25 protein-coding genes are annotated in these 25,621 nt (G+C 65.0%); 4 read left to right on the top strand and 21 right to left on the bottom strand.

All coding sequences use genetic code 11. The features are described from left to right. Complete coding sequence (locus tag JQ566_RS12330; RefSeq protein WP_212372493.1) at positions 1 to 1,446, bottom strand: hypothetical protein; 1,446 nt, start codon at positions 1,444 to 1,446, stop codon at positions 1 to 3. Between the two features lie 299 nt (positions 1,447 to 1,745). On the opposite strand from JQ566_RS12330, the gene JQ566_RS12325 reads away from it, so the two are divergent. Then, positions 1,746 to 2,603: an alpha/beta fold hydrolase gene (locus tag JQ566_RS12325; RefSeq protein ID WP_212372492.1), complete on the top strand. Its 858-nt coding sequence runs from the start codon at positions 1,746 to 1,748 to the stop codon at positions 2,601 to 2,603. 489 nt (positions 2,604 to 3,092) lie between these two features. On the opposite strand, the gene ftsH is transcribed toward JQ566_RS12325, so the two are convergent. The 16 genes from ftsH to JQ566_RS12245 form a co-directional block, all read right to left on the bottom strand. Beyond that, the gene (ftsH, locus tag JQ566_RS12320) at positions 3,093 to 5,018 is read right to left on the bottom strand and encodes an ATP-dependent zinc metalloprotease FtsH (RefSeq protein WP_008546307.1); all 1,926 of its coding nucleotides are present in this window, start codon (positions 5,016 to 5,018) and stop codon (positions 3,093 to 3,095) included. 278 nt (positions 5,019 to 5,296) lie between these two features. Next, entirely contained in the window at positions 5,297 to 6,355 is a 1,059-nt protein-coding gene (gene tilS, locus JQ566_RS12315) for a tRNA lysidine(34) synthetase TilS (protein ID WP_212372491.1), read from the bottom strand. Positions 6,356 to 6,432: 77 nt separating this feature from the next. Beyond that, a complete protein-coding gene (ybgF, locus tag JQ566_RS12310; RefSeq protein WP_212372490.1) occupies positions 6,433 to 7,509 on the bottom strand; it encodes a tol-pal system protein YbgF in 1,077 nt (358 codons plus the stop codon). Positions 7,510 to 7,715: 206 nt separating this feature from the next. Beyond that, on the bottom strand, positions 7,716 to 8,204 hold the full coding sequence (gene pal, locus JQ566_RS12305) for a peptidoglycan-associated lipoprotein Pal (RefSeq protein ID WP_018641585.1): 489 nt from the start codon (positions 8,202 to 8,204) through the stop codon (positions 7,716 to 7,718). Positions 8,205 to 8,446: 242 nt separating this feature from the next. Further along, positions 8,447 to 9,211: an N-acyl amino acid synthase FeeM domain-containing protein gene (locus JQ566_RS12300; protein ID WP_212372489.1), complete on the bottom strand. Its 765-nt coding sequence runs from the start codon at positions 9,209 to 9,211 to the stop codon at positions 8,447 to 8,449. Positions 9,212 to 9,373: 162 nt separating this feature from the next. Then, on the bottom strand, positions 9,374 to 11,701 hold the full coding sequence (locus tag JQ566_RS12295) for a putative bifunctional diguanylate cyclase/phosphodiesterase (RefSeq protein ID WP_212372488.1): 2,328 nt from the start codon (positions 11,699 to 11,701) through the stop codon (positions 9,374 to 9,376). Between the two features lie 261 nt (positions 11,702 to 11,962). Next, positions 11,963 to 13,309 (bottom strand): Tol-Pal system beta propeller repeat protein TolB, encoded by a 1,347-nt coding sequence (tolB, locus tag JQ566_RS12290; protein ID WP_212372640.1) that lies wholly within the window; start codon positions 13,307 to 13,309, stop codon positions 11,963 to 11,965. Between the two features lie 41 nt (positions 13,310 to 13,350). Continuing rightward, positions 13,351 to 14,304: a protein TolA gene (locus JQ566_RS12285; protein ID WP_212372487.1), complete on the bottom strand. Its 954-nt coding sequence runs from the start codon at positions 14,302 to 14,304 to the stop codon at positions 13,351 to 13,353. A gap of 3 nt (positions 14,305 to 14,307) precedes the next feature. After that, positions 14,308 to 14,757: a protein TolR gene (tolR, locus tag JQ566_RS12280; protein ID WP_212372486.1), complete on the bottom strand. Its 450-nt coding sequence runs from the start codon at positions 14,755 to 14,757 to the stop codon at positions 14,308 to 14,310. A 43-nt stretch (positions 14,758 to 14,800) separates the two neighbouring features. Further along, positions 14,801 to 15,517 carry a protein TolQ gene (gene tolQ, locus JQ566_RS12275; protein WP_172784782.1) on the bottom strand — a complete coding sequence of 239 codons (717 nt, stop codon included), beginning with the start codon at positions 15,515 to 15,517 and terminating at the stop codon, positions 14,801 to 14,803. 450 nt (positions 15,518 to 15,967) lie between these two features. Then, on the bottom strand, positions 15,968 to 16,489 hold the full coding sequence (locus JQ566_RS12270; protein WP_212372485.1) for a flavodoxin family protein: 522 nt from the start codon (positions 16,487 to 16,489) through the stop codon (positions 15,968 to 15,970). A gap of 294 nt (positions 16,490 to 16,783) precedes the next feature. Continuing rightward, positions 16,784 to 17,551 (bottom strand): serine acetyltransferase domain-containing protein, encoded by a 768-nt coding sequence (locus tag JQ566_RS12265; RefSeq protein WP_212372484.1) that lies wholly within the window; start codon positions 17,549 to 17,551, stop codon positions 16,784 to 16,786. A gap of 214 nt (positions 17,552 to 17,765) precedes the next feature. Continuing rightward, a complete protein-coding gene (locus tag JQ566_RS12260; RefSeq protein WP_212372483.1) occupies positions 17,766 to 18,257 on the bottom strand; it encodes a DUF2852 domain-containing protein in 492 nt (163 codons plus the stop codon). A 121-nt stretch (positions 18,258 to 18,378) separates the two neighbouring features. After that, the gene (locus JQ566_RS12255) at positions 18,379 to 19,119 is read right to left on the bottom strand and encodes a TetR/AcrR family transcriptional regulator (RefSeq protein WP_212372482.1); all 741 of its coding nucleotides are present in this window, start codon (positions 19,117 to 19,119) and stop codon (positions 18,379 to 18,381) included. Between the two features lie 126 nt (positions 19,120 to 19,245). Next, positions 19,246 to 19,611 (bottom strand): YciI family protein, encoded by a 366-nt coding sequence (locus tag JQ566_RS12250; RefSeq protein WP_212372481.1) that lies wholly within the window; start codon positions 19,609 to 19,611, stop codon positions 19,246 to 19,248. A 50-nt stretch (positions 19,612 to 19,661) separates the two neighbouring features. Beyond that, positions 19,662 to 20,066, bottom strand: a complete 405-nt coding sequence (locus JQ566_RS12245) for a YciI family protein (RefSeq protein ID WP_212372480.1) — start codon at positions 20,064 to 20,066, stop codon at positions 19,662 to 19,664. A gap of 266 nt (positions 20,067 to 20,332) precedes the next feature. On the opposite strand from JQ566_RS12245, the gene JQ566_RS12240 reads away from it, so the two are divergent. The 3 genes from JQ566_RS12240 to JQ566_RS12230 all read left to right on the top strand — a co-directional run bounded on the left by JQ566_RS12240 (position 20,333) and on the right by JQ566_RS12230 (position 22,570). Beyond that, positions 20,333 to 21,121, top strand: a complete 789-nt coding sequence (locus JQ566_RS12240) for an SDR family NAD(P)-dependent oxidoreductase (protein ID WP_212372479.1) — start codon at positions 20,333 to 20,335, stop codon at positions 21,119 to 21,121. 127 nt (positions 21,122 to 21,248) lie between these two features. After that, positions 21,249 to 21,686, top strand: coding sequence for a hypothetical protein (locus JQ566_RS12235; protein ID WP_212372478.1), 438 nt, complete (start codon positions 21,249 to 21,251; stop codon positions 21,684 to 21,686). A 533-nt stretch (positions 21,687 to 22,219) separates the two neighbouring features. Beyond that, entirely contained in the window at positions 22,220 to 22,570 is a 351-nt protein-coding gene (locus tag JQ566_RS12230) for a hypothetical protein (RefSeq protein ID WP_212372477.1), read from the top strand. Positions 22,571 to 22,676: 106 nt separating this feature from the next. On the opposite strand, the gene JQ566_RS12225 is transcribed toward JQ566_RS12230, so the two are convergent. The 4 genes from JQ566_RS12225 to JQ566_RS12210 all read right to left on the bottom strand — a co-directional run bounded on the left by JQ566_RS12225 (position 22,677) and on the right by JQ566_RS12210 (position 25,522). Then, the gene (locus tag JQ566_RS12225) at positions 22,677 to 23,090 is read right to left on the bottom strand and encodes a VOC family protein (protein WP_212372476.1); all 414 of its coding nucleotides are present in this window, start codon (positions 23,088 to 23,090) and stop codon (positions 22,677 to 22,679) included. 30 nt (positions 23,091 to 23,120) lie between these two features. Next, on the bottom strand, positions 23,121 to 23,660 hold the full coding sequence (locus tag JQ566_RS12220) for an SRPBCC family protein (RefSeq protein WP_212372475.1): 540 nt from the start codon (positions 23,658 to 23,660) through the stop codon (positions 23,121 to 23,123). Between the two features lie 195 nt (positions 23,661 to 23,855). Continuing rightward, on the bottom strand, positions 23,856 to 25,157 hold the full coding sequence (locus tag JQ566_RS12215; protein WP_212372474.1) for an RNA polymerase sigma factor: 1,302 nt from the start codon (positions 25,155 to 25,157) through the stop codon (positions 23,856 to 23,858). Continuing rightward, complete coding sequence (locus tag JQ566_RS12210; RefSeq protein ID WP_212372473.1) at positions 25,154 to 25,522, bottom strand: YciI family protein; 369 nt, start codon at positions 25,520 to 25,522, stop codon at positions 25,154 to 25,156. The genes JQ566_RS12215 and JQ566_RS12210 overlap by 4 nt, the downstream gene beginning before the upstream one ends. Positions 25,523 to 25,621: the final 99 nt, after the last annotated feature.

The following is a 25,621-nucleotide window of genomic DNA, read 5'->3' as shown; positions in this document are numbered from 1 at the left end:
CTATTTTGGCGCGACTTCTCGTCGCTTGTGCACGACCGCCACATCGTCGCTGTAGACGCGCTGCCACTCGGGCAGCCGGTCGAGCATCGCTATCGCCGGCGTTTGCGGTGTGAGCAGCGTCGCGCCGATCTTGTAGTCGTCGAGCAGCTTGAGGAAATCACCGAGGTCGATCAGCGCTATGGCACGATTGTAGCGGTCGATGAACGGTCCGCCGTACAGTTCGGAGCGGCCATCGATAAAGGTGGGAATGCCGGCAAAGATCAAATAGCCGCCGAAGGAATAATCGTTCAGCACGCGCTCAGTCCTGGCGAGGCCGGCTTGAGCGACGGCAGCCTGAGGGGTAATGGCCGGAGCCGGCCGTATGTCACGCGCCAGGGCAGCAACGCTCATCGCGATCAACACACCGAACGCGGCCAGATTCAGGCCGCACGACGCGCCGGCCGCATCGACCCCGGTTGGTCCGCCGAAGTTCCGGCCCAGCGGAGCCGCCAGATAGAGCGGCGCCAGCATGGCCAGCAGATCCGCATTGCGCACCTGGGCCAGCGCGAAATGGAGCAAGCCGATCACCACCAGGGCCCGCACGACCGGCAGCGTCACGCCGCGCGAGAGCGCAAAGATCCCAGCCAGCAGCAGCAACTCGAAGCCCCCGATGTGGCTGAAATCCTGCGGCCGCCACTCCGAGATCCAGGCGAGCGCGGAGCCGGCGCCGAGTGTCGTCAGCGGCATCAGCAGCGGTTCCGGCCCGTGGGGCGTCAGGCACGACGCGGCGACTGCAAGGGCCGTGAACGGCAGCCACCGCAGGATCACGCGCGGCCATGCGCTTCGCTCCTCACGCAGCAGCGCCTCGAGCACCACAGGGCCGATCAGCCCAAGCGCCAGCACCCCGCTGCCGTGGAGATTGGCCCACACGACCAGCAGCGGCAGGGCCCAATATGGCGGAGGCCCCTCGCGATCCATGCAGCGAACCAGCGCAGCCGCCCAGGTCACCATGATGGGCATCACGAGCACGTGTGGCCGCGCCAGCATGTGCGGCGCCGACAAGATGACGGCCGCGATCACCATGACCAGCGTCTGGGTTGGCGATAGCTCGCGCAGCAAGAAGAACGTGAGCAGGCCAAACGCGAGCGCTATCGCCGCGGCCGCGATCGCGATGACACCCGGCCAGCCGGCAAGCGCGTAGACGGCGGCATAGATGACCTCGGACAACCATTCGAAGGTGATCCAGGGCGCGCCGTGCATCGAAAAGGAAAACGGGTCGCTCGTCGGCAGGGTGCCATGCGCGATGATCCAGCGCCCGACCTCGATGTGAGAATAGCTGTCGGGATCACCGAGCAGCCGCGGTCCGACAGCTAGCAACACAGCGTAGACGCAAAGGCCCACTGCCCAAGGGAGCGTTGCACGCGCCGAAAAGGGTTGAACCGCGCTGTGGACGACCTGGTCAGTCATGGCGGGCCAAAGTAGGACGCAAGCGTTAAGTTCTTCTTTAATGTTTCGCGCATTTGCCCCAAGGCGGGCTGGCGGCTCCAGATTATCTCGAGCGGGTCGAAGCCATATCGAAACCCGACTGAACAGGTCCGGCGCGTGCGCAGCTGAGAGAGCGCACCGCGCCTTCAAATGCCCATCTCGGTTGGGGTTGTCGCCGGCGTGATCGCAGGCTGCGTTCACTTCTCGGTGCGGACCGTCTTGGGAGCTGACGCGCACGTTCAGTCATGCGGTATCATCCGATGGCCGACGAGGAAGGTGTCATGCTGCTTCGCAATCTCTTCATCGCACTTCTCATCACGGTCTCGGTCACGACGGCGCACGCAGCGCCGCAATGGCTCAGCCTGCCGCCGACGCCAACCTTGCCCAAGGCGGCACAGAGCGGCTTCGCACCCGTCAACGGCATCAAGGTCTGGTACGCTGTGTTCGGCCGCGGCCAGCCCGTCCTGTTGCTGCATGGCGGTCTGGCCAACGCCAACTACTGGGGCCACCAGGTCCGCGCGCTGCAACGGCACTATCAGGTCATCGTCATGGAGAGCCGCGGCCATGGCCGCAGCAGCCGCAACCAGGAGCCGTATGGCTACGGTTTGATGGGTTCGGACGTGATCGGGCTGCTCGATCATCTCAAGATCAGGAAGGCCGCGATCGTCGGCTGGAGCGACGGCGCGATCATCGGCCTCGACGTTGCAATGAAGCATCCGGAGCGGGTGAGCAGGCTGTTCGCCTTCGCGGCCAACTCGGATCCGTCGGGCGTTGCGGATATTGCGTCAAGCGACGTCTTCAATGCCTACATTGCCAGGGCTGGAGAGGAGTACAAGCGCCTTTCGCCGACCCCGACCGAGTACAAGAGCTTTGTCGCGGATATTACCAAGATGTGGGAGAGCCAGCCGAAATGGACGGCTTCGGACCTCGCTGCGATCAAGGTGCCGACCTGGATCGTGGATGGCGATCACGACGAGGCGATCAAGCGCGAGAACACCGAGTTCATGGCCGCGAACATTCCGGGCGCCGGCCTGCTGATCCAGCCAGAGGTCAGTCACTTCTCGTTCCTGCAGGACCCGGAGCAGTTCACCGACGACGTGCTGCGGTTTCTGGGGCGGCGGGATGCGACGCCGAAGTGAGATATCGTAGGTGGGCAAAGCGACAGCGTGCCCACCACTTCTGCCGCGACAGCCGAGAGATGGTGGGCACGGCGCAAGGGCGCCTTTGCCCACCCTACGAAGCCGGTGCCAAACGATTGCGCGAGCTGCATCCACATCGTCATTGCGAGCCACCGGGTCCGCGCAAAGCGCGGCCCGATGACAGGCTCCGCGAAGCAATCCAGAGTCTTTCCGCGGAGGCAGCCTGGATTGCTTCGCTGCGCTCGCAATGACGGAGTTCGTGGCTAGAGCGCACACCCCTCTTGTGTCCCGGACGCGCTGCAGCGCTCTTGGCGTTGCTGCGCAGAGCCGGGACCAACAGAAGGCCACACGCGAAGATGCGGAGACATGGGCCCCGGCTCAGCAGCGCACCACGTCGCAAGAGCGACGCGCTGCGCTGCGTCCGGGGCACGAGCCAACAAAAAACGCGGCGCTTCCGCCGCGTTTTTCAATCTCGTCTGCCGCTCGCGATCACGCCTGCGGCTGCGGCTCCAGGCCGGGATCCGCATCGGGCCGCGGGCGCGGCGACTTGCCGGCCGGGGGCACGGCGGAGGCGCGCGGCGTGGTCGGCTCGAGCACGGATTCGCGGTTCGGCTTCTTGCCCTTGAGCAGGTCGACGATCTCGTCGCCGGTCAGCGTTTCGAACTCGAGCAGGCCTTTTGCCAAGGCTTCGAGATCGGCGTGCTTCTCGGTGAGGATGCGGGTCGCTTCCTTGTAGCCTTCCTCGACCAGGCGCTTGATTTCGGAATCGATCTTCTGGACCGTCGCTTCGGAGGCGTTCTGCGTCCGCGACACCGACATCCCTAAGAACACCTCGTCCTGGTTCTCGCCGTAGGAGACCGTGCCGAGCTCTTCCGACAGGCCCCAGCGCGTCACCATCATGCGGGCGAGGCGCGTCGCCTGCTCGATGTCGGAGGCGGCGCCCGAGGTCACCTTCTCGCGGCCGAAGATCAGCTCTTCGGCAACGCGGCCGCCCATCATGATGGCAAGGCGCGAGGTCATCTGCTCCAGCGACATCGACAGCTTGTCGCGCTCGGGCAGCTGCATGACCATGCCGAGTGCACGGCCGCGCGGGATGATGGTCGCCTTGTGGATCGGATCGGTCGCGGGCACGTTGAGGCCGACGATGGCGTGGCCGCCCTCGTGGTAGGCCGTGAGCAGCTTCTCCTCCTCGGTCATGACGAGCGACTTGCGCTCGGCGCCCATCATCACCTTGTCCTTGGCCTCCTCGAACTCGGCCTGCGTCACCATCCGCTTGTTGCGGCGGGCGGCGGTGAGCGCAGCCTCGTTGACGAGGTTCATCAGGTCGGCGCCGGAGAAGCCCGGCGTGCCGCGCGCGATGGTCTTGAGGTTGATATCGGGGGCCAGCGGAACTTTACGGACATGCACCTTGAGGATCTGCTCGCGGCCGACGACGTCGGGGTTCGGCACCACGACCTGGCGGTCGAAGCGGCCCGGACGCAGCAGCGCGGGATCGAGCACGTCGGGACGGTTGGTCGCGGCGATCAGGATCACGCCCTCATTCGCCTCGAAGCCGTCCATCTCGACCAGCAGCTGGTTCAGCGTCTGCTCGCGCTCGTCATTGCCGCCGCCGAGGCCGGCGCCACGGTGACGACCGACGGCGTCGATTTCGTCGATGAAGATGATGCAGGGCGCGTTCTTCTTGGCCTGCTCGAACATGTCGCGGACGCGGCTGGCGCCGACGCCGACGAACATCTCGACGAAGTCCGAACCCGAAATGGTGAAGAACGGCACGTTGGCTTCGCCCGCGACCGCACGCGCGATCAGGGTCTTGCCGGTGCCGGGAGGGCCGACCAACAGCACGCCGCGCGGAATGCGGCCGCCGAGGCGCTGGAATTTGCCGGGATCGCGCAGGAACTCGACGATCTCCTGCAGGTCCTGCTTGGCCTCATCCACACCGGCGACGTCCTCGAAGGTGACGCGACCATGCGCCTCAGTCAGCATCTTCGCGCGCGACTTGCCGAAGCCCATGGCCTTGCCGGCGCCGCCCTGCATCTGCCGCGACAGGAAGATCCACACGCCGATCAGCGCGATGAAGGGCAGCCAGGAGACCAGCAGCGAGACGAACCAGGGCACGTTGTCGCCCGGCGGCTTCGCGGTGATCTGCACCTTGCTGTCGTAGAGGCGCTTCACCAGCGTCGGATCGTTCGGCGCGTAAGTCTGGAAGCTCGAGCCGTTGGTGAAGGTGCCGTGGATGTCCGGCCCCTGGATCACGACGTCGCGCACATTGCCGCGGTCAACTTCGCTCAGGAGCTGTGAGAAGGCGATGTCCTGCGAGGAGGCCCGCTGACCCGGATTCTGGAAGAGCGTGAACAACGCCAACAGCAGCAAAACAATGATGACCCAGAGGGCGAAATTGCGCAGATTGGCGTTCATCGATCTTCCTTCGTGGTCGCGCGGATCGCGACCCTGATCCTTGGGCAGTGGATTTGGTCAATGCGAGGAAATCCCAAGGAATCCTCTCGGTTGGACGTTATACAATTTAGGTGCCGCCCCGTTCGATGCCAAGGGAACGAGATGGGACTATTTATCCCATCTTAGAGCGATTCCCGCGGAAATAATGGCGCCCGATCGGGGGTTTTTCCGGCCTGGTTAAGGTGGCCTGACGGCGCGGAGGCGAAACGGCCGGTGCCATGATCCGCCCTCATTCGTGCTCATCTCCCGGTGCGCCGCCGGGCCGGCGCCGGCGCGATGTGGATACGCCCGCCGGCAAGGCTGATCAAGGCTCCCGCGAGGGTCTGCTTCAGGACCGGCCGGCCGGTGGCGCGGACGTCGAGACTTGCGGCAATGGCCTGGTCCAGGGCGGACAGCAGGGCTTCGACCTTGCCGAGTTCCGCCGGCCCTTCATGTCCGAGAGCATTGATGGCCCGCAGCAGGAGCCGCAGCCGGACCTCCTCCGGCAGGGCGGCAAAGGACGAGGCCTCGAAGCTTCGGAGACCCGCCAGGGGCGCATCGCCGCGATCCCGCAAACGGAGGAAGCGCTCGGCGCCGTCGGCCAGCACCTCGACCGCCGCATTGGCCCGCGCCAGCCTGGCCGCGAGCCGCGCCAGATTGCGGGCATCGCCGCCCTCGGCCGCGAGCAGCGGCAGCAGCGCGCGCAGCCGCGGCCGGGTGAAGGCGGTATCCCGGTTGGTGGGGTCCTCGGCAAAGCCGATCCTGGCCCGCCTCAAGGTCGCGATCAGCTGCGACTTGGGAACATCGAGCAGCGGACGCGCCAGCACGATTCCATCGCGCTCGCTGAGGGGGGCCATGGCCGACAGCCCGGCAAGCCCGCTGCCGCGGAACAGGCGCATCAACAGGGTCTCGGCCTGGTCGTCGCGGGTGTGGGCCGTCAGCACATGGCTGGCGCCCACGACTCGCGCGGCCTCTGCGAGCAGGCGATAGCGGGCCTCGCGCGCGGCCGCGGGCAGCCCTGTCTTCGGCTTTGCGCCGCGCCAGCGCAGGGTCCGGTGCGGCAATCCGAGCTCGGCGGCGAGCCGCTTGACCTGGCGTGCCTCGCGGGCTGCCTCGGGGCGCAGGCCGTGATCGACGGTGACGACGGTGAGCTGCGGGCCGCGCACAAGGCTGCGCTGCCAGCGTGCCGCAAGCCACATCAGCGCGACCGAGTCGGGCCCGCCGGAGACAGCGAGCACCAGCGCCGGCGCAGCCTTCAGGCCGGCGAAGAGCCGCCTCGCCTCGCGCGCCGAGATGGGAGAATTGTCGTCGCCTGACATGACGCGGCCCTGACAGTCGCCAGCGGATGGTTGCGATGTTTAGCGCAGCACCATCCGCGTTGTCAGGACCCAAGACGTCAGCACTTCACCCGCTTCTGCTCGCGATCGACCGCCGCTTTGACGCCGGCGGAGGCGCGCGGATATTTGCGGCCGACCTCGCCGAAGGCGGCGCAGGCGGCCTCCTTCTCCTTCAGCGCTGCGAGCGACTGGCCGAGCCGCAGCAGCGCATCCGGCGCCTTGGCCGATTTTTCGTATTTGGTGGTGACGGCGAGGAAGGCTTCCGCGGAGTCGCGATATTGCTGGCGCTGGAAGTAGCTCTCGCCAAGCCAGTATTGCGCGTCTCCGACCAGCGGGTCGCTCGGGAATTTCTGCGCAAAGTTCTTCATGGTCTGCTCGGCGAGCGCATAGTCCTTGCGCTGCATATAGCCGATGCCGAGGTCGAACTCGTCGCGCGGCGTCGCCGAGGGCGGCAGCGTCGCAAGGCCAGTCCCGCCCCCCTGCGCCGGATAGCCCTGCTGGGCCGGCGGATAGCCGGGCTGGGCCGCGGGCGGCACACCTTGCTGGTAGCGCGGGCTGGTGTTGGCGAGATCGAGCGGCTCGCCGACGCCGCGGCCGCCGGGTGCTCCGCTCGGAGCTCCTGCCGGCATCGGCTGCTGGCCGCCGCCGAGCGCGCGCGGCGCGCCCGGCGCGTTCGGGTTCTGGTTCGGATCGAAGGCATCGCCGCGGCGGCGCGTGCCGGGTGCGCCGGGCGCCGGCTGCTCCTGAACGATCGGCGCGGGAGCGGCGATCTGCGGCTGCTCGTAAGCAGGCTGCACGGCCTGCTGTTGCGGCGGCGGCTGGCGATAGCCGGGCGCGATCTGACCTGGTGCGATCTGCGCGGGCGGCATCGCCGCGACGCTGGGCGCCTGTCCGGGCGCGCCTTGCGCGCCGCCCTCGAGCGCCCGCAGCCGCTCCTCGAGCTGGCGGTTGCGGTATTGCAGCTCCTCGTTCTGGCCGGTGAGCTGGCGCAGCTGGTTCTCCAGCCGCTCGATCCGCATCTCCGGGTCGGCATCATCCGACTGCGCGAAGACCGATTGCGCAAGTGCGGGCGAGCACAAGGAGAGCAGCGTGGCGGTCGCCACGGTGCCGGTAAAGACCTTAAATCTGGATGACATCTTGCCCTGACGACAACAGCGAAATGGCCTGCGACGGAACATTCGACGCGCCACACATTGAAGTGGAGTACGCCAAAAATGTGACTGGTACCAAGGGGTTTCTGTCACAGAATGCTGAAACGAAACCGGCGCCCGAGAGGGCGCCGGCATCATCCAATTCCGAAGCTGAACGGCACCTGACTGATCATCAGGGACCTGACTGAACGTCAGGAGCTCGCGTTCAAGACAGTGACGGCGCGGCGGTTCTGCGACCAGCAGGAGATGTCGTTACAGACGGCGACCGGCCGCTCCTTGCCGTAGGAGATCGTGCGCATGCGGTTCGGATCGATGCCGCGCGAGGCGAGGAACGAGCGCACCGACTGGGCTCTCCGGGCGCCGAGCGCAATGTTGTATTCGCGGGTGCCGCGCTCGTCGGCGTGACCTTCGATGGTGAAGCTGTAGCGCGGATAGGTCTGGAGCCACTGCGCCTGCTTCTCCAGCGTCACGATCGCCTGCGGGGTCAGATCGGTCTGGTCGCTTTCGAAGAACACGCGGTCACCCACGTTGACGACGAAATCCTGCTGGCTGCCCGGCGTCGCCGCATTGGCCATCGCATCCGTCGCGGCATTCTTGTTGGCGCAGGCGCCCATCGACAGCGCGACGGCGAGCACCGCGGCCAGCTTCAATCCCTGGAGGATACGCATAGGATGTTTCATTCCGGAGCCTCCACGCTCACGTTAGTCCACTGCTGTCCGGTCTACAGGGGGTTGGTTAAGCGAACGTTCCGTCAACCTTGACGGAACCTTGCCACAGCCGGTCAAATGCCCCCCACCAGCGAAAAGCAACCGGCATGGTTAATGAGTTGTAAATGTGGCGCGAGGGTGAAGGCAAGCCGCGTCGGTCGGCAAAAGCGCCGGCTTTTGCTGGAAATTTGGGCCGAACGGAAGCGTGGCGGGTCCTAGTAGGCCGAACCGAGCGCTGGAGCCGCTACATCCAGGTTCCGCGGCGTGGACAGCAGCACCGGCCGCGTGGCAGCCGGGCGTGGGGTGCTGCGCTCGAACAGCATGCGCCGCTCAAACGCGCTGGAGCGCATGATCGGAAAGCGGGCCAGAACCTTGTCCCGCTGCCGCCGGACGTCGGTCGCCATCAGGACCGCCTTCTTGGTGGGCCAGCCTGGAAACCCCCGCGGCTCCGGTGAAATGGTCTCATGCAGGAAGATGCGGCGGTAAAACGCCTGATGATCGGTCCGGATCATGGCAAGCCCGGTGTCGGCATTGAAATGATCGCACGCGACAAAGGCCAGCCGGACCGTCAGGTAGGGCAGTTCGGGGAAGCGATGGTGCTTGTCGGGATCTGCAACAAGCCGGCACGGATCGACAAAGACCTCGCCGCGATCGAGGCGGGGATGCAGGATGTCGCCGAACACTTCGGTGGTATAGGACATCCGCCATTCCGAGGTCAGTAGATGGATGCGGACGGAGCTGCAAAGCTCTCCATCAACATAGATCCCGAAATTCCAGGTGTTGGGCGTTTCGTCGAAGCGATCGCTGACGCGCAGTGAAGCCGACGGCTCGATCAGACCGGCCTGCAGATAGGCGCGGTAGCGCATCAAATACAGGTTGTCCTTGTCCTCGGGAGTCTCGATGAGCCGATAATCGATGCGGTCAAACAACGCGGCGCCTCGGGGAAGGAGCGCCGGGGTCGATTCGGCTCCGGACTTCATCTGCTACCTCTAAACTCCAAGCAACTTCCGCGAGTAGCAAGAGATTAATGGTTCCTTAACGAAATTGCAAAGCCTTAGAACTGTTAGGGTTAACCTTTGTGGGTCCGCAAAATTACGGAGCAAGGGAGAGCCGATTGCGATGAAGGAGCTGCCGGGAAGGGATCAGGCCGATCGGGATGACACGACGGCGAGCTGGTCGTCAGGCACACGACGGCCATGCGAGGCGTTGAGCAATTGACGGATCCGCACCGCCGGAACGGGCCGGCTGAACAGGTAGCCCTGGCCTTCGGTCACGGTGCCGTCGGCGCTGATCAGCTCGAGCTGCTCGTTGGTCTCGATACCCTCGACCACGACGGACATGCCGAGGTCGGCGGACAGCCGCGCGACGCCGCGCAGCAGCGTCAACGGCCGGTCGGTATCGATGCCTTCGAGGAAGGAGCGGTCGATCTTCACCTTCTGCATCGGGAAATTGTGCAGGTAGCTGAGGCTGGAATAGCCGGTGCCGAAATCGTCGAGCGAGATGCGCACGCCGAGCGCGTGCAATTGCGACAGGATGTCGTGGGTGAGCTGGGTGTTGCGCAGCAGCGAGGACTCGGTGATCTCGATCTCCAGTCGATGCGCCGGCAGGCCCGACACTTCGAGCGCGTAGCGGATTTCGCTCAAGACGTCGCGCTGGTGGAATTGCTGCGGCGAGAAGTTGACGGCGACGCTGACACCCTCCGGCCACTTCATGCATTCCATGCAGGCGCGGCGCAGGATCCAGCGGCCGAGATCGACGATCAGGCCCATGTCCTCGGCAACCGGAATGATGTCGACCGGCGAAACCGTGCCGCGCACCGGATGATTCCAGCGCAGCAGCGCCTCACAGGTTGTGATCTTGCCGGACTTCAGATTGACCAGCGGCTGGAAGAACAGCTCGAATTCCTCGTTGGCGAGCGCCTTGCGCAGGTCGAGCTCGAGGATGCGGCGCGCCTCGACGGTCGCCGCCATCTCGTCGCGGAAGAAACAGAAGGTGCCGCGGCCGTCGGCCTTGGCGCGATACAGCGCCATGTCGGCGTTCTTGAGCAGCGTATCGGCGCTGGTGCCGTCCGGCGAGGTCAGCGCGATGCCGACGCTGGCGCCGATCTCGACCAGATGATTGTCGATGCGATAACGCTCGCTCAACCGCTCGACGATGCGGCGGGCGAGCGCTGCGGCGTCCTCGGGCGCGTTGAGGTTCTGCTGGAACACGACGAACTCGTCGCCGCCGAACCGGGCGACGAAATCCTCGGGGCGCAGCATCTCGCGCAGGCGGTTGGCGACGGCGCACAGGAGCTGGTCGCCGCAGGGATGGCCCAGCGTGTCGTTGACCTGCTTGAACTGGTCGAGGTCGATGAACAGCAATGCGGAGAGCTGCTCCGCGTCGTGGGAGACAGCCAGCAGGTGCTCGATTTCGTCGCGGAAATTGACCCTGTTCGGCAGCGCCGTGAGGTCGTCGTATCGCGCGAGATGGGTGATCTTGGCTTCGGCGTTGCGCCGCTCCGTAATGTCCTCGAGCAGCACCACCGCCCCTCCGTCCGCCATCGGCTGAACGGTCCAGGACAGCGAGCGATTTCGCGCGATGTTCGTATCGGCGGTGATGATCTCCCTCTCCCGCGAACTCTCGATGCCGGCGATGATATGCTCGCCGTTCGCAGCCGAGATGGATCCGGCCTGGACACAGGCCGCGATGATGTCGCGCGCGCTGGCGCCGCTCTGCGGCAGATTGTCGGGCAGGCTCATCATCGCCGCGAAACGATGATTCATCACCGCGAGCTGCCCATCGACGTGGAACATGCAAAGCCCGTGCGGCATGTTGTTCAGGGCGGTATCGAACTGGCCCGCGAGCGCCGCTTCGCGTTCGCGCGCCACCACGGCGCCCATGAATATCCGGTGCAGGTTGACCGACAGCTGCATGATCGCCAACAGGAAGGCAGCGCTCACAACCGCCATCGCGATATAGTAGGGCGTGCCGCGCCACGCCAATGCCAACACCGCAGGAGCGAAAATGAGCACGGCCTGAAGATGGAAGATCGACGGTCGTCCGTACGCCCTTCCCGCCCCCCCTGCGGCAATGCCTGTGGTGACCGACAGGGCAATCATGTGCGCGACCGCGTCGTCGGTGGCGAGCAGCGTCGTGCCGCACCAGGTGCCAATCGCAGCGGCCTGAATCTTCGCCCCGATCTGGTAGCGCGTCTGCCAGCGCTTGGCCGCCTCGGCGGTCACGCTCGACTTGCGCGCCTGATAGCGACGCAAATCGATCGCCCGCACCGTCCCGGCCAGGATGAGAAGCGCCACACACGCCCAAATCAGGGGTTCGCCCGTCCTCAGGGCCGTCAGCGCAGCACCGATCGACACGAAGATGAGACCGGCCAGCAGCGGTCCCGGCGCTTCAAAGAGCGAATCGATCTGCGCCGCCGGGTTGACCGGCGGCGGTTGCCCCTGCTCTCCGCTCTGGCTTGCGAACTGCATTTTGGTTTGTACGCGCGCGTCCTGTTTGGCGCGTAGTCTTACCCAGCCGAGATGAAGCTTTTCTGAGGGAATATCGTTAAAGTCGGGTTGTTTTTCGGCAATAGCGAAACGATTTCCGCTTACATATCAAGCAGCTAGGCAAGCCTTGCCGGGCACAAGGTGAAGGAAGTCTTGCCCTTCGCAGCAAACTCGGAAAAAAGTCGGCACGCATTTTCGAAAACATCGCGCATCTGAACGCGCGATGTTTCAGCTGCGATGGTCTCAGCCCGACGTCGAGGACAGCAGCGGCGACCATGCCGGGTCGGAGGCAAAGCCCGGCGTCGGCACCTTCAGCTCGTTGCGGCCGGAGATGTCGACCGAGTACAGCGACGGTCCGCCGTTGCCGCCGGGATCGCGGAAGAACATCAGCACGCGGCCGTTCGGCGAGAAGGTCGGGCCTTCGTTGTGGAAGCCGGAGGTGAGCAGCCGCTCGCCGGAGCCGTCCGGCTTCATGACGCCGATCGCGAACTGCCCGCCGCCTTGCCTGGTGAAGGCGATGTAATCGCCCTTCGGCGACCACACCGGTGTCGAATAGCTGGCATTGGTATCGTCCTTGGAGAAGGAGATCCGCTGCGCCTGTCCTCCGCCCGCCGCCATCACGTAGATCTGCGACCTGCCGCCACGATCGGACTCGAAGCAGATACGGCTGCCGTCCGGTGAATAAGACGGAGACGTGTCGATCGCCGGCGTGTCGGTGAGGCGCGTGGTCGAGCGCGAGCGCAGATCCATCACGAACAGGTTGGAATTGCCGCCCTGCTGCAAGCTCATGATGACGCGCTGGCCGTCCGGCGAGAAGCGCGGCGCAAAGGTCATGCCGGGGAAGTTGCCGACGATCTCGCGCTGGCCGGTCTCGATGTTGAAGAGATAGACCTTCGGATCGCCCTGGCCGAACTCCATGTAGGTGATCTCTTGCGAGTTCGGCGAGAAGCGCGGCGTCAGCACGAGGTCGGAGCCGCGGGTCAGATAGCGCACATTGGCGCCGTCCTGATCCATCATGGCAAGCCGCTTGACGCGGCGCTCCTTCGGCCCGGTCTCGTCCACGAACACGACGCGGCTGTCGAAATAGCCCTTCTCGCCGGTCATCCGCTCATAGATCTGGTCGGAGATGATGTGGGCGATGCGGCGCCAATATTCCGGCGAGGTGAAATATTGCTGTCCGGTGAGCTGCTGGCCGGAAACGACGTCCCATAGGCGGAATTCGGCCTTGAGGCGGCCGTCCGGCTGCCGCGTCATGCGGCCGGTGACGAGAGCCTGCGCGTTGATGGTCTTCCAGTTCTGGAATTGCGGCGCGACGTCGATGTTGCTGATGCGCTCGATGAAGGCGGCCTGATCGATCGGCGCGAACAGGCCCGAACGCTTCAGGTTGTTGGTGATGACCTGCGTGACGCCGTTGCCGACATCGCCGTCGGAGGGCGAGCCCGGCACGAAGCCCGTGATCGCGATCGGGATCGGCTGGAATGCCGTGGGATCGATGCGGAGGCGGCCGTCCTGGCCTTGAGCGAAGGCGCGTCCGCCCCCGAGCATGGCAAGCGTCGATCCAGTCAGGGTCATGAAGCGGCGGCGGTTCATCGAACGGGCGTCATTCATTGCAAAATTCTTTTGTTCGGATGTCACAACATGTCTTTCAGGCCGAAAGTCATCGGGATGAGCTTCCAGCTCTCGTATTGCTGCTTCGGCATGAACGAATAGACTTGGCACTGCACGATGGCGCGCTTGGCGCTCTCCGCCACCGCCTGTGCAATCGACCGCGACGGTCCTCGCACCGCGACGACAATCGGCTCCGAAGCAAGCGATCCGTCGATCTTCATAGAGATGTCGATGTCAGCTTCGTATTGATCGGCGTCCTGCCCGTTATAGGTGGGCGTGAAGCAATGTTTGACTTTCGCAACGAACGCACCGCGCCAGGTCGCGACATTGTTGGCGGCAGTCCCGGTCGCCGCCCCCAGCGCAGCCGACGCATTCAGCGCCGAGCCGGAGAGCTCGTGCCGGGTCGCGGCGCGCTTGTCGAGGTCGCGCTGGATCTGCGCGGGATCGAAGGTGCGCTCCTTCGGCTTCGGCTGCTGCTGCACCGCCGCGACCTTCTGCTCCACGGGCTTGGGCGGCGGCTTCTTGGTCTCCAGCTTCTTCTGGAGCTCGGCGATCGGATCTTCCTTGGCCGGATCAGGCTTCTTTTCCTGCGGCTTCGGCTCTTCCTTCGGCTTCGCCTCGGCAACCGGCTTCGGCGGCTCGGGCTTCTTCTCGACCGGCTTCTCGACGGGTTTCGGCGGCGGCTCGGGTGTCGAGTTGGTCTTGATCAGCTCTTTCTTCTCGGTGACCTTGCCGACGGCGTCTTCCTCGGGCCTGGCTTCCGCGATCTTCTCGACCTTGGGCTTCGGCTCTTCCTTCTTGCCGGTCTTCTGTCCCGCCATCATCTTGGCGAGCTGATCGGTGGAGATGATGTCGACCGGAAGCGACTCCTCCGGCGCGACATAGGCCTTGCTGCTAAAGGTGACGAGCCCCCATCCCAGCACGAGAACATGGAGGGCAATCGACGCAACGAGTGTCTTGTCGACGTTCACCTTCACCGCTTACCCCTGATCCGCCTCGGTCACGAGCGCCAGCTTCTTGAAGCCCGCGCCGGACAACAGGCCCATGACCTTGGCCACGGTGCCGTAATCCGCCTTCTTGTCGGCGCGCAGGTAGATGCGTTCCTCGAGCCCGCCGCGCGCGTCCGTGATCGCCTTGAGCTTCGGCACCAGCTCGTTCAGCGCGATCTCGGCATCGTTGATGAACACCTTGCCCTTGATGTCGACCGACATCTGGATCGGCTTCTGGTCGTTGTTTTCGAGGCTCTTGGCATTGGTCTGGGGCAGGTCGAGCGGCACGCCGACCGTCAACATCGGCGCCGAGACCATGAAGATGATGAGCAGCACCAGCATGACGTCGACCATCGGCGTGACGTTGATCTCGGCCACGACCGGCTTGCGCCGGCCGCGGCGCCCGCCGCCGCCGGACGAACTCGCAACGTTCATCGCCATGATCGCGTGCCCAACTTGCCCTTCACACTATACATGCCGTCCGTCAGCCCCGCTCGTCGATCTGACGAGACAAAATGGCTGAAAATTCATCGGCGAAGCCCTCCAGCCGCTGGGCCTGACGGTTCACCTCGGACGTGAACTTATTATAGAAAATAGTGGCAGGAATGGCGGCGATAAGGCCGACGGCGGTCGCAAACAGCGCCTCCGCGATACCGGGGGCCACCACCGCCAAAGAGGTATTTTTCGACGCCGCGATCGACTGGAAGCTCGACATGATGCCCCAGACCGTGCCGAACAGGCCGACGAAGGGGCCGGCAGAGCCGACGGTCGCCAGCACCAGCAGGCGCCGTTCCAGGCGCTCGACCTCGCGCGCAATCGAGACGTTCATCACCTTGTCGATGCGCATCTGCAGGCCCGCGACCGAGCGGGCGTGGCTCTCGAACGAGCGCTTCCACTCGCGCATCGCCGCCACGAAGCAGGCCGCCATGGAATGCGTCGGCTTGGCCGACAGCGTACGATAGAGCTCCTCGATCGACTCGCCGGACCAGAACGCCTGCTCGAACCGGTCCATCGAGCGCCGGGTGCGCGCGTAAAGAAAGATCTTGTCGATGGCGATCGCCCAGACCCAGACCGAGCAGGACAGAAGTCCCAGCATCACCGCTTTCACGATCCAGTGAGCCTGCCAGAACAGCGCAATCAGCGACACGTCGGCGGAGGCAGCAACCGGAAGGGCTGACTGAGCCAATTCGGCCGGATTCATAAGCAGTATCCTCTCAAGGCGATCGTTACCTAATGTCCTTCGGCCAGCAAATCGCTGCCGGTGTTCCCCAACAGCCGCGCTAGAACCGGCGCGGCCGGCAAGCCCGCTCAAAGCCTTGTCTTTCTGGGGTGCAGGGCTGGTCCAAAGCCGGCCGCCTGCATTCCCCGCCAAGATGTCAAAACTAAGGGCCCTGACACGGCTTTGGGCGCGACTGTCCGCAATTACCAGAGCCCGGCGTTGGTTAATGCGGGGTTACCGGCGGCGAATTTGGCGGCCGGAAAGGCCGCTGGGCCAGGGATTTGGCGCGGCGCTGCCCCGGCATCCCCGGGGGCGGCGGCATCAGGCCGGGAAATCGAGGGCCAAGCCCACGGAACCCGGTTTCGAGCTCCGCTTGATCGGCACGCGTCGAAAGTGCAGCGGATTGTTCCGGACCGCTGGACGAGCAATCCCTCAGGCCGCGTTCGTCGCCGCACTGCTGCGCCCGTTCGCAATTGCCCGCCGCAATGCTTCGACGAACGTGGCGAGCCGCGGTGCGTAGTTCGCCGATGCCACGTCGCGGGCAGTGACGGAAAGACAATCAACGGGATGCTTTCCGACGAGCTCCCGCATCTGGCCGAAGGCCTGATCGCTGCCGGCCCCGCCAAGCGTACAGAAGAACGCCACGGCAGGGAGTTTCGACCTGTTTGCGAGCAAGTAGGCACGGACGGGCGAAGACAGCGACCAGGCCCAGACCGGCGTTCCGATCACCACGAGATCGTAGAGAGACGGATCCCTGACGGCAGCGGCGATGCGCGATGGGATCTGCCGTCGCGCTTCGATGGCCGAGCGCAGATAACCGAATATCCCATTGCGGCTACCAGCCTCGGTGATTTCTTCGCTGTCGCAGGACAGCGCAGCCGACAGGGATTGAGCAACTTCGCGCGTCGTGCCGGTCCGGGAATAATAGACTACGAGAATCCTTGCGTTCGCCATCGTCGTGCTCCTCGCCTGTGCTCGACGGACTACATCGCGTTCGCGACGCGCACGGCTTGATTCACGTCAACAGGCGCCGAGAACGCGTCGACGATGCGTGCCGGGCCTGAAACATCTTGCCGTGCGACCTGACGGGCGAGAGCCGCGCGCCCCGAAGACGGTCCGCTCCCTCCTCCTCGTGAGTGGGAACGCATCGCGCCGTGTGCCCGAGGAACCAGCCCGTACCCGCAGAATCGTCCCGAAAACTACCTTCATGGCGGCGAAAGCCACCGCCGCGCCGCCTAAAGCGCGATGTCAGGCGGCTGAGGCGGACTCGGGGCAGTTGGTCAGTCGCGCAGGATTGCCGACGGCCGTGCAGCCAGCGGGGATGTCGCTCGTCACAACAGTGCCGGCGCCGATCTTCGCGAAGTCGCCGATGCTGACGTCGCCGAGGATGCTCGCGCCCGCGCCGATGTAGACGCCGCAGCCGATGCGCGGCGAGCGCGCCGGCAGTTCACTGCTGCGGCCGATGCTGACGTTCTGGAGGATGGTGACCTCATCGCCGATGACGACGTTGGCGCCGATCACGATGCCGGTGGCGTGGTCGAGATACACGGCGGACCCGATGCTGGCAGCCGGATGAATGCTGACCTGGAGGACGTTCGACGCCTCGTTCTGAAGCAGCAGCGCCGCGTCGCGATGGTCGTGACGCCAGAGCCAGTTCGAGACGCGCCAGGCCTGCAGCGCGATGTAACCTTTGTAATGCAGCAGTGGCGGCAGCAGGTCGGCGACGGCGGGGTCTCTGCGCGCGATGGCCTGCAGGTCCCGGCTGGCAGCTTCGATCAAGTCCGGCTCGCCGCGAAAGGCGTTGCGGGAGAAGGATGTGAAGCGCGTGCGTTCGGCGCCGCCGCCGCCGAGCCGTTGCCCGATCAGATCGGCCAAGGCGGCGGCGAAACCATCATGGGCGAGGATGGCACTGGCGACGGCCTTGCCGAAAACAGGGTCGGCATTGGCTGAGCTCTGCGCTTCGTCGCGAACCTTTTGCCAGAGGCTGTCGCTATCCAACATTGCAGCTTCCGCCATTGTCACCCCGCTCGCCGTGACGGCGAATATAGGCGGTCCGCATCGAGGCGCCAGTCTCGCCTCAGCGACGTGCTCGCTCTCGGCCGCGAGGCCAGACGATCCAAGCTCTGCTTCAAGCCAAACCGCCCGCCTGCGGGGTGCGCAGGCGGGCGGCTCGGGGCCATCAGGACTTTGGGGGCATGCGCCTGAAGGCTTTGAGAAGGTGCCGGCTAGATCAGCCCTGCGGCTGGTCGGTCGGCGGCGGGGTCGGACGCGTCTTGTGCTGAGCCATGAACTGGTCGAACTCTTCCTTGTCCTTGGCGTGACGCAGACGGTCGAGGAAGTTCTTGAACTCGACCTGCTCTTCCTCGAGCCGGCGCAGCGTCTCGCTGCGATACTCGTCGAAGGCGCGGTTGCCGGAGGACGGCGGGCCGAAGCCAAAGCCGAAGCCGCGGCGCTCCATGCGGTCGCGCATGCGATCCATCTTGTACTGCATCCGCTCCATCTTGTTCTGCCAGCGATCCTGGTGGCTCCAGCACGACATTCTTCTGCTCCCGAGTGTGAAAAAGAGAAGGGCAAGTCCGATCGGCCACCAGATGATGAAGCCGAGAATGGTCACGGCGATCCAGCCGGGATGCCAGGGCGTATCGAGCATGCGGGGACGCTCGTACTGTTGGTATTGGTCCGAAGGGCCGCGCCAGCGATTGACATCAGCGGTGTAGGCCATTTCCCATCTCCATCACGGCACCAGCGCCGTTGTGAATGTAAATAACATTTACATAGCTAGACCATCCCGCGATTTTGTCAAGCTGGCCGTAAGACACGCCCGCGTGATTATTTGCGCAATCTTATTTCGGCTTGCCCCAGGGGCCGCCGGGCGGGACGCCCGAACCGGAGGCAGCCTCCGGCGGCACCGGCGGCGGCTCGGCACGCTTGCCGGCAGGACGGCGGTCGATCGGGAAGCCGAGCCCGCGCAGGTAGATCAGCACCTCGGCCTCCAACAGCTCGTCCGGCGACATCGGCAGCTTGCGCCGCGCGGCATCGCCCCGCGAGAACAGCGAGGCGATGCCGTGCGACATCGACCAGATGTGCAGCGCCATCATCATCGCCGGCGGACGGGGAATGCCGGGCGGCGTCAGCGCGGCGAGGCGCTCGGCGGCGGCACGGATGACGCCGAATGCGCGCTCGCCCGCGGCCATCAGGGCAGGATTGGCATCGACCGGCAGGCCCGATTCGAACATCGCGTTGTAGAAGGCGGGCTCCTCGCGGGCGAAGGCGAGATAGGCCTTGCCGACCCGTTCGAACGCGGTGACCGTATCGGGCCGCCCGTCGTCCCAGGCCGCGGACAGGCGCGCCTCGAACTGCTCGAAGCCGCGCTGGGCGATCGAGGACAACAGCTCGTCGCGGTCGCGGAAATGCCGATAGGGCGCCGCCGCGCTGACGCCGGCCATGCGCGCGGCATCGGCAAAGGTGAAGCCGGCAGCCCCCTTCTCGGCGATCAGTCCGAGGGCCGCCTGCAACAGGGCCTCCTTCAGATTGCCGTGGTGATAGCCGCGCTCGGCGCGGCGCTGCTCCTTGCGCCAGCTCATGTGAACGACCTTTACATGAGCCGGGCGTGAAGGTCACTAGCGCAGGTCGGGTTTGATCAACCCGTATTTTCACCGTCATTCCGGGGCGCTGCGACGCATCGACCCCGGAATGACGATTACCCGGACCTACATCTGCGGAAGCGGCAGCACGGGCATGACCTCGATCGCCTCGCCCGGGAAGATCGCAAAATGCGGATGGTTCTCGAACAGCTTTGCAGCTTCCTCCTGCGAGGCGGCGCGCACCACCGTGAAACCGGTCAGCGCGTTGCTGACCTCGGTGATGCCATTCGCGTCGATCCTGCGGGTCTTGCCGAGCGGGCCGCCCATCTCGACGATGACGGATATGTGCTTCTCGACCCAGCCGTGCCAGGCAGCCATGCCCTCCTGCTCCTTCGCCTTCCGTTCGGCTTCGGGCAGCGCGCGCCAGGCCGCCATTTTCGTGCCGCTCATGCTGCCGAGATAGACGGCGAGGAATTTGTGTTCAGTGCTCATGGGTTTTCTCCTCAGGTTGATTGATTGGGAAATCGCAGAGGCTGTCTCGTCTACGTCTTCAGGTCGCCAAACCCGGCCATGACCTCCTGCACTTCGGGCGAATAGTCGGCGATCTCCTGCACCTGCCGGATCTCGATGATCTCGTTGGGCGAGGCAGGACACTTCTTCGCCCAGGCGATCGCCTCGGCGCGCGAGGCGACCTCGATCATCCAGTAGCCGCCCAGGACTTCCTTGGCTTCCGCGAACGGCCCGTCCGTGACGATGGGCTTGCCGGTGGCAAACGAGACGCGTGCGCCCATCGAGGGCGGGTGCAGGCCGTCGAGCGTGATCAGTACGCCCGCATCCTTCAGCGCCTCGTTGTAACGCATCATCGCCGCAACGCGCTCGGGATCGAGCTGCACCTCCGGCGGCGCGTTCTCGTAGCCGAGCGGGATCATCAGCATCATGAATCGCATGGAACTTCCTCGCTGCTCTCAGTCATTCCGATGTGTCCTGCGGGCGGAAACGGCTGGCCCGCGTTCCCCTCCAAGACGAACGACCTTCTGCCGAGCCGACAGCGGGACAGAAATTTTTTGGAGGCCGCAGCGCAACCGCAGCTGGCGCATTCCGGGCCGCATCGGGCTCGATCGGCACGGCTCGAGACCTTTCATGCCGGAACGAAACCGAAGTAAAAGGGGCCGGCGCTTTCGCGCGCCCTCCCGGACACAGGACAGATCAGCCAATGCCGCAAGCCCCGCAAAAAGTCGCCCTCGTCACCGGAGCCGCACGTGGCATCGGGCTTGCGACCGCGAAGAAATTCTTGGCCGAGGGTTGGCGCGTGGCGCTGCTCGACATCGAGGGCGAACTGCTCGGCCGCGCCGTCGCCGAAATCGGCCAAAGCGAGGCGACGCTGGCGCTGACCTGCGACGTTTCGGACGCGGCCGCAGTCGGCGCCGCAATGACGACGATCGAGCGGCGGTTCGGCCGGTTGGATGCGCTGGTCAACAATGCCGGCATCGCGGTGTTCGCGCCGCTGATGGAGACGTCAGAGGCCGACTGGCGCCGCGTGCTCGACGTCAACCTCACCGGACCGTTCCTCTGCACCAAGGCCGCGGTGCCCCTGATGCGCGACGGCAATGGCGGCGCCATCGTCAACATCACCTCGATCTCGGCTGTGCGCGCTTCGACGCTGCGCTCGGCCTACGGCACCAGCAAGGCGGGCCTTGCGCACCTCACCAAGCAGCTCGCGGTCGAACTCGCCTCCCTCAACATCCGCGTCAACGCGGTCGCGCCGGGGCCGGTCGACACCGCGATGGCGAAGCAGGTGCACACCAAGGAGATCCGCGCCGACTATCACGACGCCATTCCGCTCAACCGCTACGGCCTGGAAGAGGAGCTCGCGGAAGCGATCTATTTCCTGTGCTCCGGCCGCGCCAGCTACATCACCGGCCAAATTTTGGCCGTGGATGGCGGCTTCGATGCGGCGGGTATCGGCCTGCCGACGCTGCGCGGCCAGAGGCGCAACGGGTAGGCGCACGATTTGTAGGGTGGGCAAAGGCGCAACGCGCCGTGCCCACCATCGATCCCAAATTTGCAGTGCGGATGGTGGGCACGCTACGCTTTGCCCACCCTACAAAACCTAAGTTGGTGGAGACTCCATGCAACGCGTCACCTTGCTCAAAGCCTTGATGCTTGCATCCGCGCTGCTCGCCGTCACGCCCGCCGCGGCAGAGATCCGCATCATCCAGTCTCCGGGCGGACAGGTCGGGCCGTTCCTCGATCTGTTCGAGAAAGTGCGCGAGAGCGGCGAGCGCGTGGTGATCGACGGTCCCTGCCTGTCCGCCTGCACGCTGGTGCTGAGCATCGTGCCGGGCGAGCGCATCTGCGTCACCAAGCGCGCCGTGTTCGGCTTCCACGCCGCGCGCTCGGTGGACCGGCGCGGGCGCTTCTATGCCGAGCCGGAGGCATCGGTCGCGGTCCTTGCCGCCTATCCCGGCCCGGTGCGCGACTGGATCAGCCGCCGCGGCGGCTTGAGCTCACGGCTGCTGCTGTTGAAAGGGCGCGATCTCGCCGCGATCTACCCGCGGTGTCGGTGACGACACAGGCAGCTGCCACGCGTGTGACGGGAACGAGCTCCGTGAACCGCGTCACATTGAAGGCGATTTGCTTGGCTGATCCGAGGCCGTGCGCCATGTTCCCTGCGCTCGCATGCAGCGTCGCGCCGGGTGATCTGCGCCATCAGGCGCTGGCTGCCTTCAGAAGAGAGTCTGTATCACCGGTACCAGCTTTACGCTGGCGCAGATGAGCATTCCCCAAAGAGCAAAATTGATCTGTAGCGCCGCCGCCATCGGTCGCTCCTTCTTAGTGACGTCCATCCCAGTTTGTAACTTTTATGAATCACCAATAGCGATTCTGGCGTGCAGATCACAGCCCAATATTGCGCCAATTGTTGTGCGATGCAGTTGGTTTTTTTCACGAAGCGGCCGCAACTCGCCCGCAAAGTGATGCGAAAGCACGACTCACATTCGCCCATGCCGGCAAGTTTGGTTTGCCTTGAGTTCCATTGAACCAACGCGATGCGCGTGTCTCACGCGGATTCTGCGCGTCGCATACGCAGCGAAGGCCCGGCATGATTCGACACGGCTTCATCTTGCTCACTTTTTGCACAGCGCTGATCGGATGCGCAGGCGCTGCAGCGCAGGAAGGTCGCTCCATCGCGTGGGATGGTCTTGGCAAGGATCCGAACCGTCCTCATGTCGCGAAGCGGCGCGTCACGAACGACGCGCCCGCGGCACGTGATCCCAATCAGGAACGGGAGCGGGTGCTCGGCACCTTGCGCCCATATTCCGAGGCGTGGTGGGCGGTCCATGACGAAATACAGGCGGAGAACGACAGGCAGCTCGGCAGCAAGCTCATGATCTGCCCTCGCTGCGTGGAGTCGTCGCCGCCGCGCGAGGACGTCAGCGGATCAATCCGGTGAGAGGACAAACGGCCGAGCGGCGCGTGACGCAACGAGTCCATGCGTGTCCCCTCTCCCGCAAGCATTGGAGAGAGGGGATCGCAACTCGACGGATCGCGCGCGCCCGTCACATGCCTTCCGCCGGGCAGTTCACCATCCAGGGAATGCCGAACTTGTCGACGCACATGCCAAAGCCTTTGGCCCAGAACGTCTTGCTGAAGGGCATGGTGATGCTGCCGCCGTCGGCGAGCGCGTTGAACTTGCGCTCGCCATCTGCGGGGTCCTTGACCGTGAGCGAGATCGAGAAGCCCTGCGGCTTGTGAAAGTGCTCGCCCGGCGCGTCGGAGGCCATCAGCACGCTGCCGTCGGGAAACGACATGCGCGCATGCATGATCATCTTCTCGCGGCCGGGCGTGGCCGGCACCTCCGGCGGAGCATCCGATGCGCGCATCATCGCATCGATCTTGCCGCCCAAAACCTTGGCGTAATAGTTGAATGCCGCTTCGCAAGTGTCCTGGTAGAACAGATAGGGATTGAGCATCGTTTCTCTCCTCTTCGTTTGCAGTGAGGCTTATTGCTTCTCGGTGAGCTTCTTCAGGCCGGCGAGACCTGCCTCGAAATCCTTGCCGATCATGCTGTCCATGTTGATGAACACCTGCATCAGCTTGGACAGGAACGGGGCCGGACCGTACATCGCCCATGTGACCAGTGTGGCATCGCCTTGCGGCACAAAGGTGAACTCGGCGGTGTTGTGACCTTCGAACGGCCGCTCGAAATCGAGCCTGATGCGGAGCTTGGAGGGCCCGTTCGCCTCCAGGATCTCCATATGGCCGGCGCCGACATTGTTGTTGCCGTCCCAGGCATAGGTCGCACCCTTGCCTGCCGCGGTTCCGCCGAACGTCCGCTTCATGGCGGGATCGCGGGTCTCGTAGGGCGACCAGGCGGTCCAGCGGTGGAAATCGGCGACATGCGGATAGATCGCATCGGCCGGCGCCTTCAGCGTGAGCGAGCGTTCCACACGGAAGGTATCGGGTTTTGTCAGTGCAAAGACCAGGATGCCGGCAATTCCGATCGCAAGCACGATGGCAATGATGGCAATGGCTTTCAGCATGAATGGTTCTCCGGGATACGGAGCCTAGGACGAACGGGGCAGACCCCGGCCGACAATGGGGCAGAAATTCTTTGGCACACTGCCCACCCCACGTCATGGCCGGGCTTGTCCCGGCCATCCACGTTCTTGGTGCGGAGGGAAAGACCGTGGATGCCCGGGACAAGCCCGGGCATGACGACGTGGAAGCAGACGGGCCTACTTCGCCTTCGCGCCCTGCCTGGCGCCGCCATTGGCTCCCTTCGGCTGGCTGTCCCGGATCAGGCGGTCGAGATGCATGCGAATGTGAGCGGCTTCGGCGGACGTATTGGCGAGCGCGATGGCACGGTCGAAGGCGACGCGGGCTTCGTCGTTGCGGCCGAGCTGCATCAGGAAGGCGCCGCGCACGCCGTAGAAATGGAAGTAGTTGGCGAGCTTCGGCGCTAAGGGCTCGATCAGATCGAGCGCGGCCTGCGGCCCGCGCACCTTGGAGACCGCGACGGCGCGGTTGAGCGTCACCACCGGCGAGGGCTGCACCACTTCGAGCGCGCCGTAGAGCAGGTCGATCTGGGTCCAGTCGGTCTCCTCCGGCGTCGCTGCGCGCGCATGCAGCGCGGCGATCGCGGCCTGGATCTGGTAGGGCCCGCTGCGGCGGTGGCGCATCGCCTTGTCGATCAGCGCGAGGCCTTCCGCGATCATGGTGCCGTTCCACAAGGAACGATCCTGATCGTCCAGCAGGATCAGCGATCCGTCCTCGGCAAAGCGCGCGGCGCTACGCGCGTGCTGCAACAGGATCAGCGCCGTCAGGCCCATGATCTCCGGCTCGCTCGGAAACAGCCGCAGCAGCAGCCGCGCCAGCCGGATCGCCTCCTCGCACAGCGGCTTCCTGATTTCGGCTGTGTCGCCACTCGCCGAATAGCCTTCGTTGAAGATCAGGTAGATCATCGCGGCGACGCCGGCGAGCCGTTCGGAGCGCTCGACCGCGCCGGGCGTCTCGAACGGTGTCCCGGCCTCGGCGACCTTCGCCTTGGCGCGCGTGATGCGCTGCTCCATCGCGGCGTCCGAAACCAGGAAGGCACGCGCGATCTGCTTCACCGTGAGGCCCGAGACGATGCGCAACGCCAGCGCGATCTGCTGCGTCGCCGGCAGCCCTGGATGGCAGCAGATGAACATCAGCCGCAAAATGTCGTCGCGATAATGCGAGCCGTCGAGCCGCTCGGCGAGCACGCCTTCGGCGTCGCCGAGGTCGGAGATCGCCTGGTCGTCCTCGGGCAGCGGCTGCTGCTTGCGGGCGCGCCGCACCTCGTCGATCGCGACGTTGCGGCCGACCATGATCAGCCAAGCTGCGGGATCGCGCGGCGGCCCGTTCTGCGGCCAGGTTTTCAGCGCGCGCAGGCAGGCGTTCTGAAATGCCTCCTCTGCGGTGTCGAGGTCGCGGAAATAGCGCAGCAGCGCCCCGACCGCCTGGGGTCGCGCCGAGGTCAGCGCAGTCTCGATCCAGGCGGTATCGGCCTCGCTCACGTCAGGTTTCCTCCGGGCCGGAACACGCCGACGGGACGGACCTCATAGGCGCCGCCGGGATTGGCAGAGCCCAACTCGCGCGCGACGTCGAGCGCGTCATCGAGGTTCTTGCAGTCGACGATGTAGAAGCCGAGGAGCTGCTCCTTGGTCTCGGCATAGGGGCCGTCGAGCACCAGCGGCGGATCCTCCTTGCGCAGGGTCGCCGCCGCGGTCGTCGGCAACAGCCGCGCCACCGGCCCGAGCCGGCCCTGCTTGGTGAGCTTCTCCTGCACCACGGCAAGCTTCTTCATCACGGCCTCGTCCTGGTCCTTGCTCCAGGAGCCGACGAAGTCCTCATCGTGATAGCAAAGAATGGCGTAAAGCATGGGCGGCACTTTCCTCGTCTGCTCTAAAGACGCGCCAATATGCCCCGCGCCGACAGGGCTGCGGAAAAAATTTGCAAGAAAAATCCGGCAGATCGTGCC

It is taken from the genome of Bradyrhizobium sp. SZCCT0231, assembly GCF_018130245.1.
Lineage (GTDB): Bacteria > Pseudomonadota > Alphaproteobacteria > Rhizobiales > Xanthobacteraceae > Bradyrhizobium > Bradyrhizobium japonicum_F.
Note: the sequence above shows the minus strand (reverse complement) of the source record. Positions and strands in the feature narration are given on the sequence as shown.

Excerpts from the sequence above, each read along its gene's own strand:
- JQ566_RS12330 (WP_212372493.1), bottom strand. The coding sequence starts at position 1,446 with ATGACTGACCAGGTCGTCCACAGCGCGGTTCAACCCTTTTCGGCGCGT.
- JQ566_RS12325 (WP_212372492.1), top strand. The coding sequence starts at position 1,746 with ATGCTGCTTCGCAATCTCTTCATCGCACTTCTCATCACGGTCTCGGTC.
- ftsH (WP_008546307.1), bottom strand. The coding sequence starts at position 5,018 with ATGAACGCCAATCTGCGCAATTTCGCCCTCTGGGTCATCATTGTTTTG.
- tilS (WP_212372491.1), bottom strand. The coding sequence starts at position 6,355 with ATGTCAGGCGACGACAATTCTCCCATCTCGGCGCGCGAGGCGAGGCGG.
- ybgF (WP_212372490.1), bottom strand. The coding sequence starts at position 7,509 with ATGTCATCCAGATTTAAGGTCTTTACCGGCACCGTGGCGACCGCCACG.
- pal (WP_018641585.1), bottom strand. The coding sequence starts at position 8,204 with ATGAAACATCCTATGCGTATCCTCCAGGGATTGAAGCTGGCCGCGGTG.
- JQ566_RS12300 (WP_212372489.1), bottom strand. The coding sequence starts at position 9,211 with ATGAAGTCCGGAGCCGAATCGACCCCGGCGCTCCTTCCCCGAGGCGCC.
- JQ566_RS12295 (WP_212372488.1), bottom strand. The coding sequence starts at position 11,701 with ATGCAGTTCGCAAGCCAGAGCGGAGAGCAGGGGCAACCGCCGCCGGTC.
- tolB (WP_212372640.1), bottom strand. The coding sequence starts at position 13,309 with ATGAACCGCCGCCGCTTCATGACCCTGACTGGATCGACGCTTGCCATG.
- tolR (WP_212372486.1), bottom strand. The coding sequence starts at position 14,757 with ATGGCGATGAACGTTGCGAGTTCGTCCGGCGGCGGCGGGCGCCGCGGC.
- tolQ (WP_172784782.1), bottom strand. The coding sequence starts at position 15,517 with ATGAATCCGGCCGAATTGGCTCAGTCAGCCCTTCCGGTTGCTGCCTCC.
- JQ566_RS12270 (WP_212372485.1), bottom strand. The coding sequence starts at position 16,489 with ATGGCGAACGCAAGGATTCTCGTAGTCTATTATTCCCGGACCGGCACG.
- JQ566_RS12265 (WP_212372484.1), bottom strand. The coding sequence starts at position 17,551 with ATGGCGGAAGCTGCAATGTTGGATAGCGACAGCCTCTGGCAAAAGGTT.
- JQ566_RS12260 (WP_212372483.1), bottom strand. The coding sequence starts at position 18,257 with ATGGCCTACACCGCTGATGTCAATCGCTGGCGCGGCCCTTCGGACCAA.
- JQ566_RS12255 (WP_212372482.1), bottom strand. The coding sequence starts at position 19,119 with ATGAGCTGGCGCAAGGAGCAGCGCCGCGCCGAGCGCGGCTATCACCAC.
- JQ566_RS12250 (WP_212372481.1), bottom strand. The coding sequence starts at position 19,611 with ATGAGCACTGAACACAAATTCCTCGCCGTCTATCTCGGCAGCATGAGC.
- JQ566_RS12245 (WP_212372480.1), bottom strand. The coding sequence starts at position 20,066 with ATGCGATTCATGATGCTGATGATCCCGCTCGGCTACGAGAACGCGCCG.
- JQ566_RS12240 (WP_212372479.1), top strand. The coding sequence starts at position 20,333 with ATGCCGCAAGCCCCGCAAAAAGTCGCCCTCGTCACCGGAGCCGCACGT.
- JQ566_RS12235 (WP_212372478.1), top strand. The coding sequence starts at position 21,249 with ATGCAACGCGTCACCTTGCTCAAAGCCTTGATGCTTGCATCCGCGCTG.
- JQ566_RS12230 (WP_212372477.1), top strand. The coding sequence starts at position 22,220 with ATGATTCGACACGGCTTCATCTTGCTCACTTTTTGCACAGCGCTGATC.
- JQ566_RS12225 (WP_212372476.1), bottom strand. The coding sequence starts at position 23,090 with ATGCTCAATCCCTATCTGTTCTACCAGGACACTTGCGAAGCGGCATTC.
- JQ566_RS12220 (WP_212372475.1), bottom strand. The coding sequence starts at position 23,660 with ATGCTGAAAGCCATTGCCATCATTGCCATCGTGCTTGCGATCGGAATT.
- JQ566_RS12210 (WP_212372473.1), bottom strand. The coding sequence starts at position 25,522 with ATGCTTTACGCCATTCTTTGCTATCACGATGAGGACTTCGTCGGCTCC.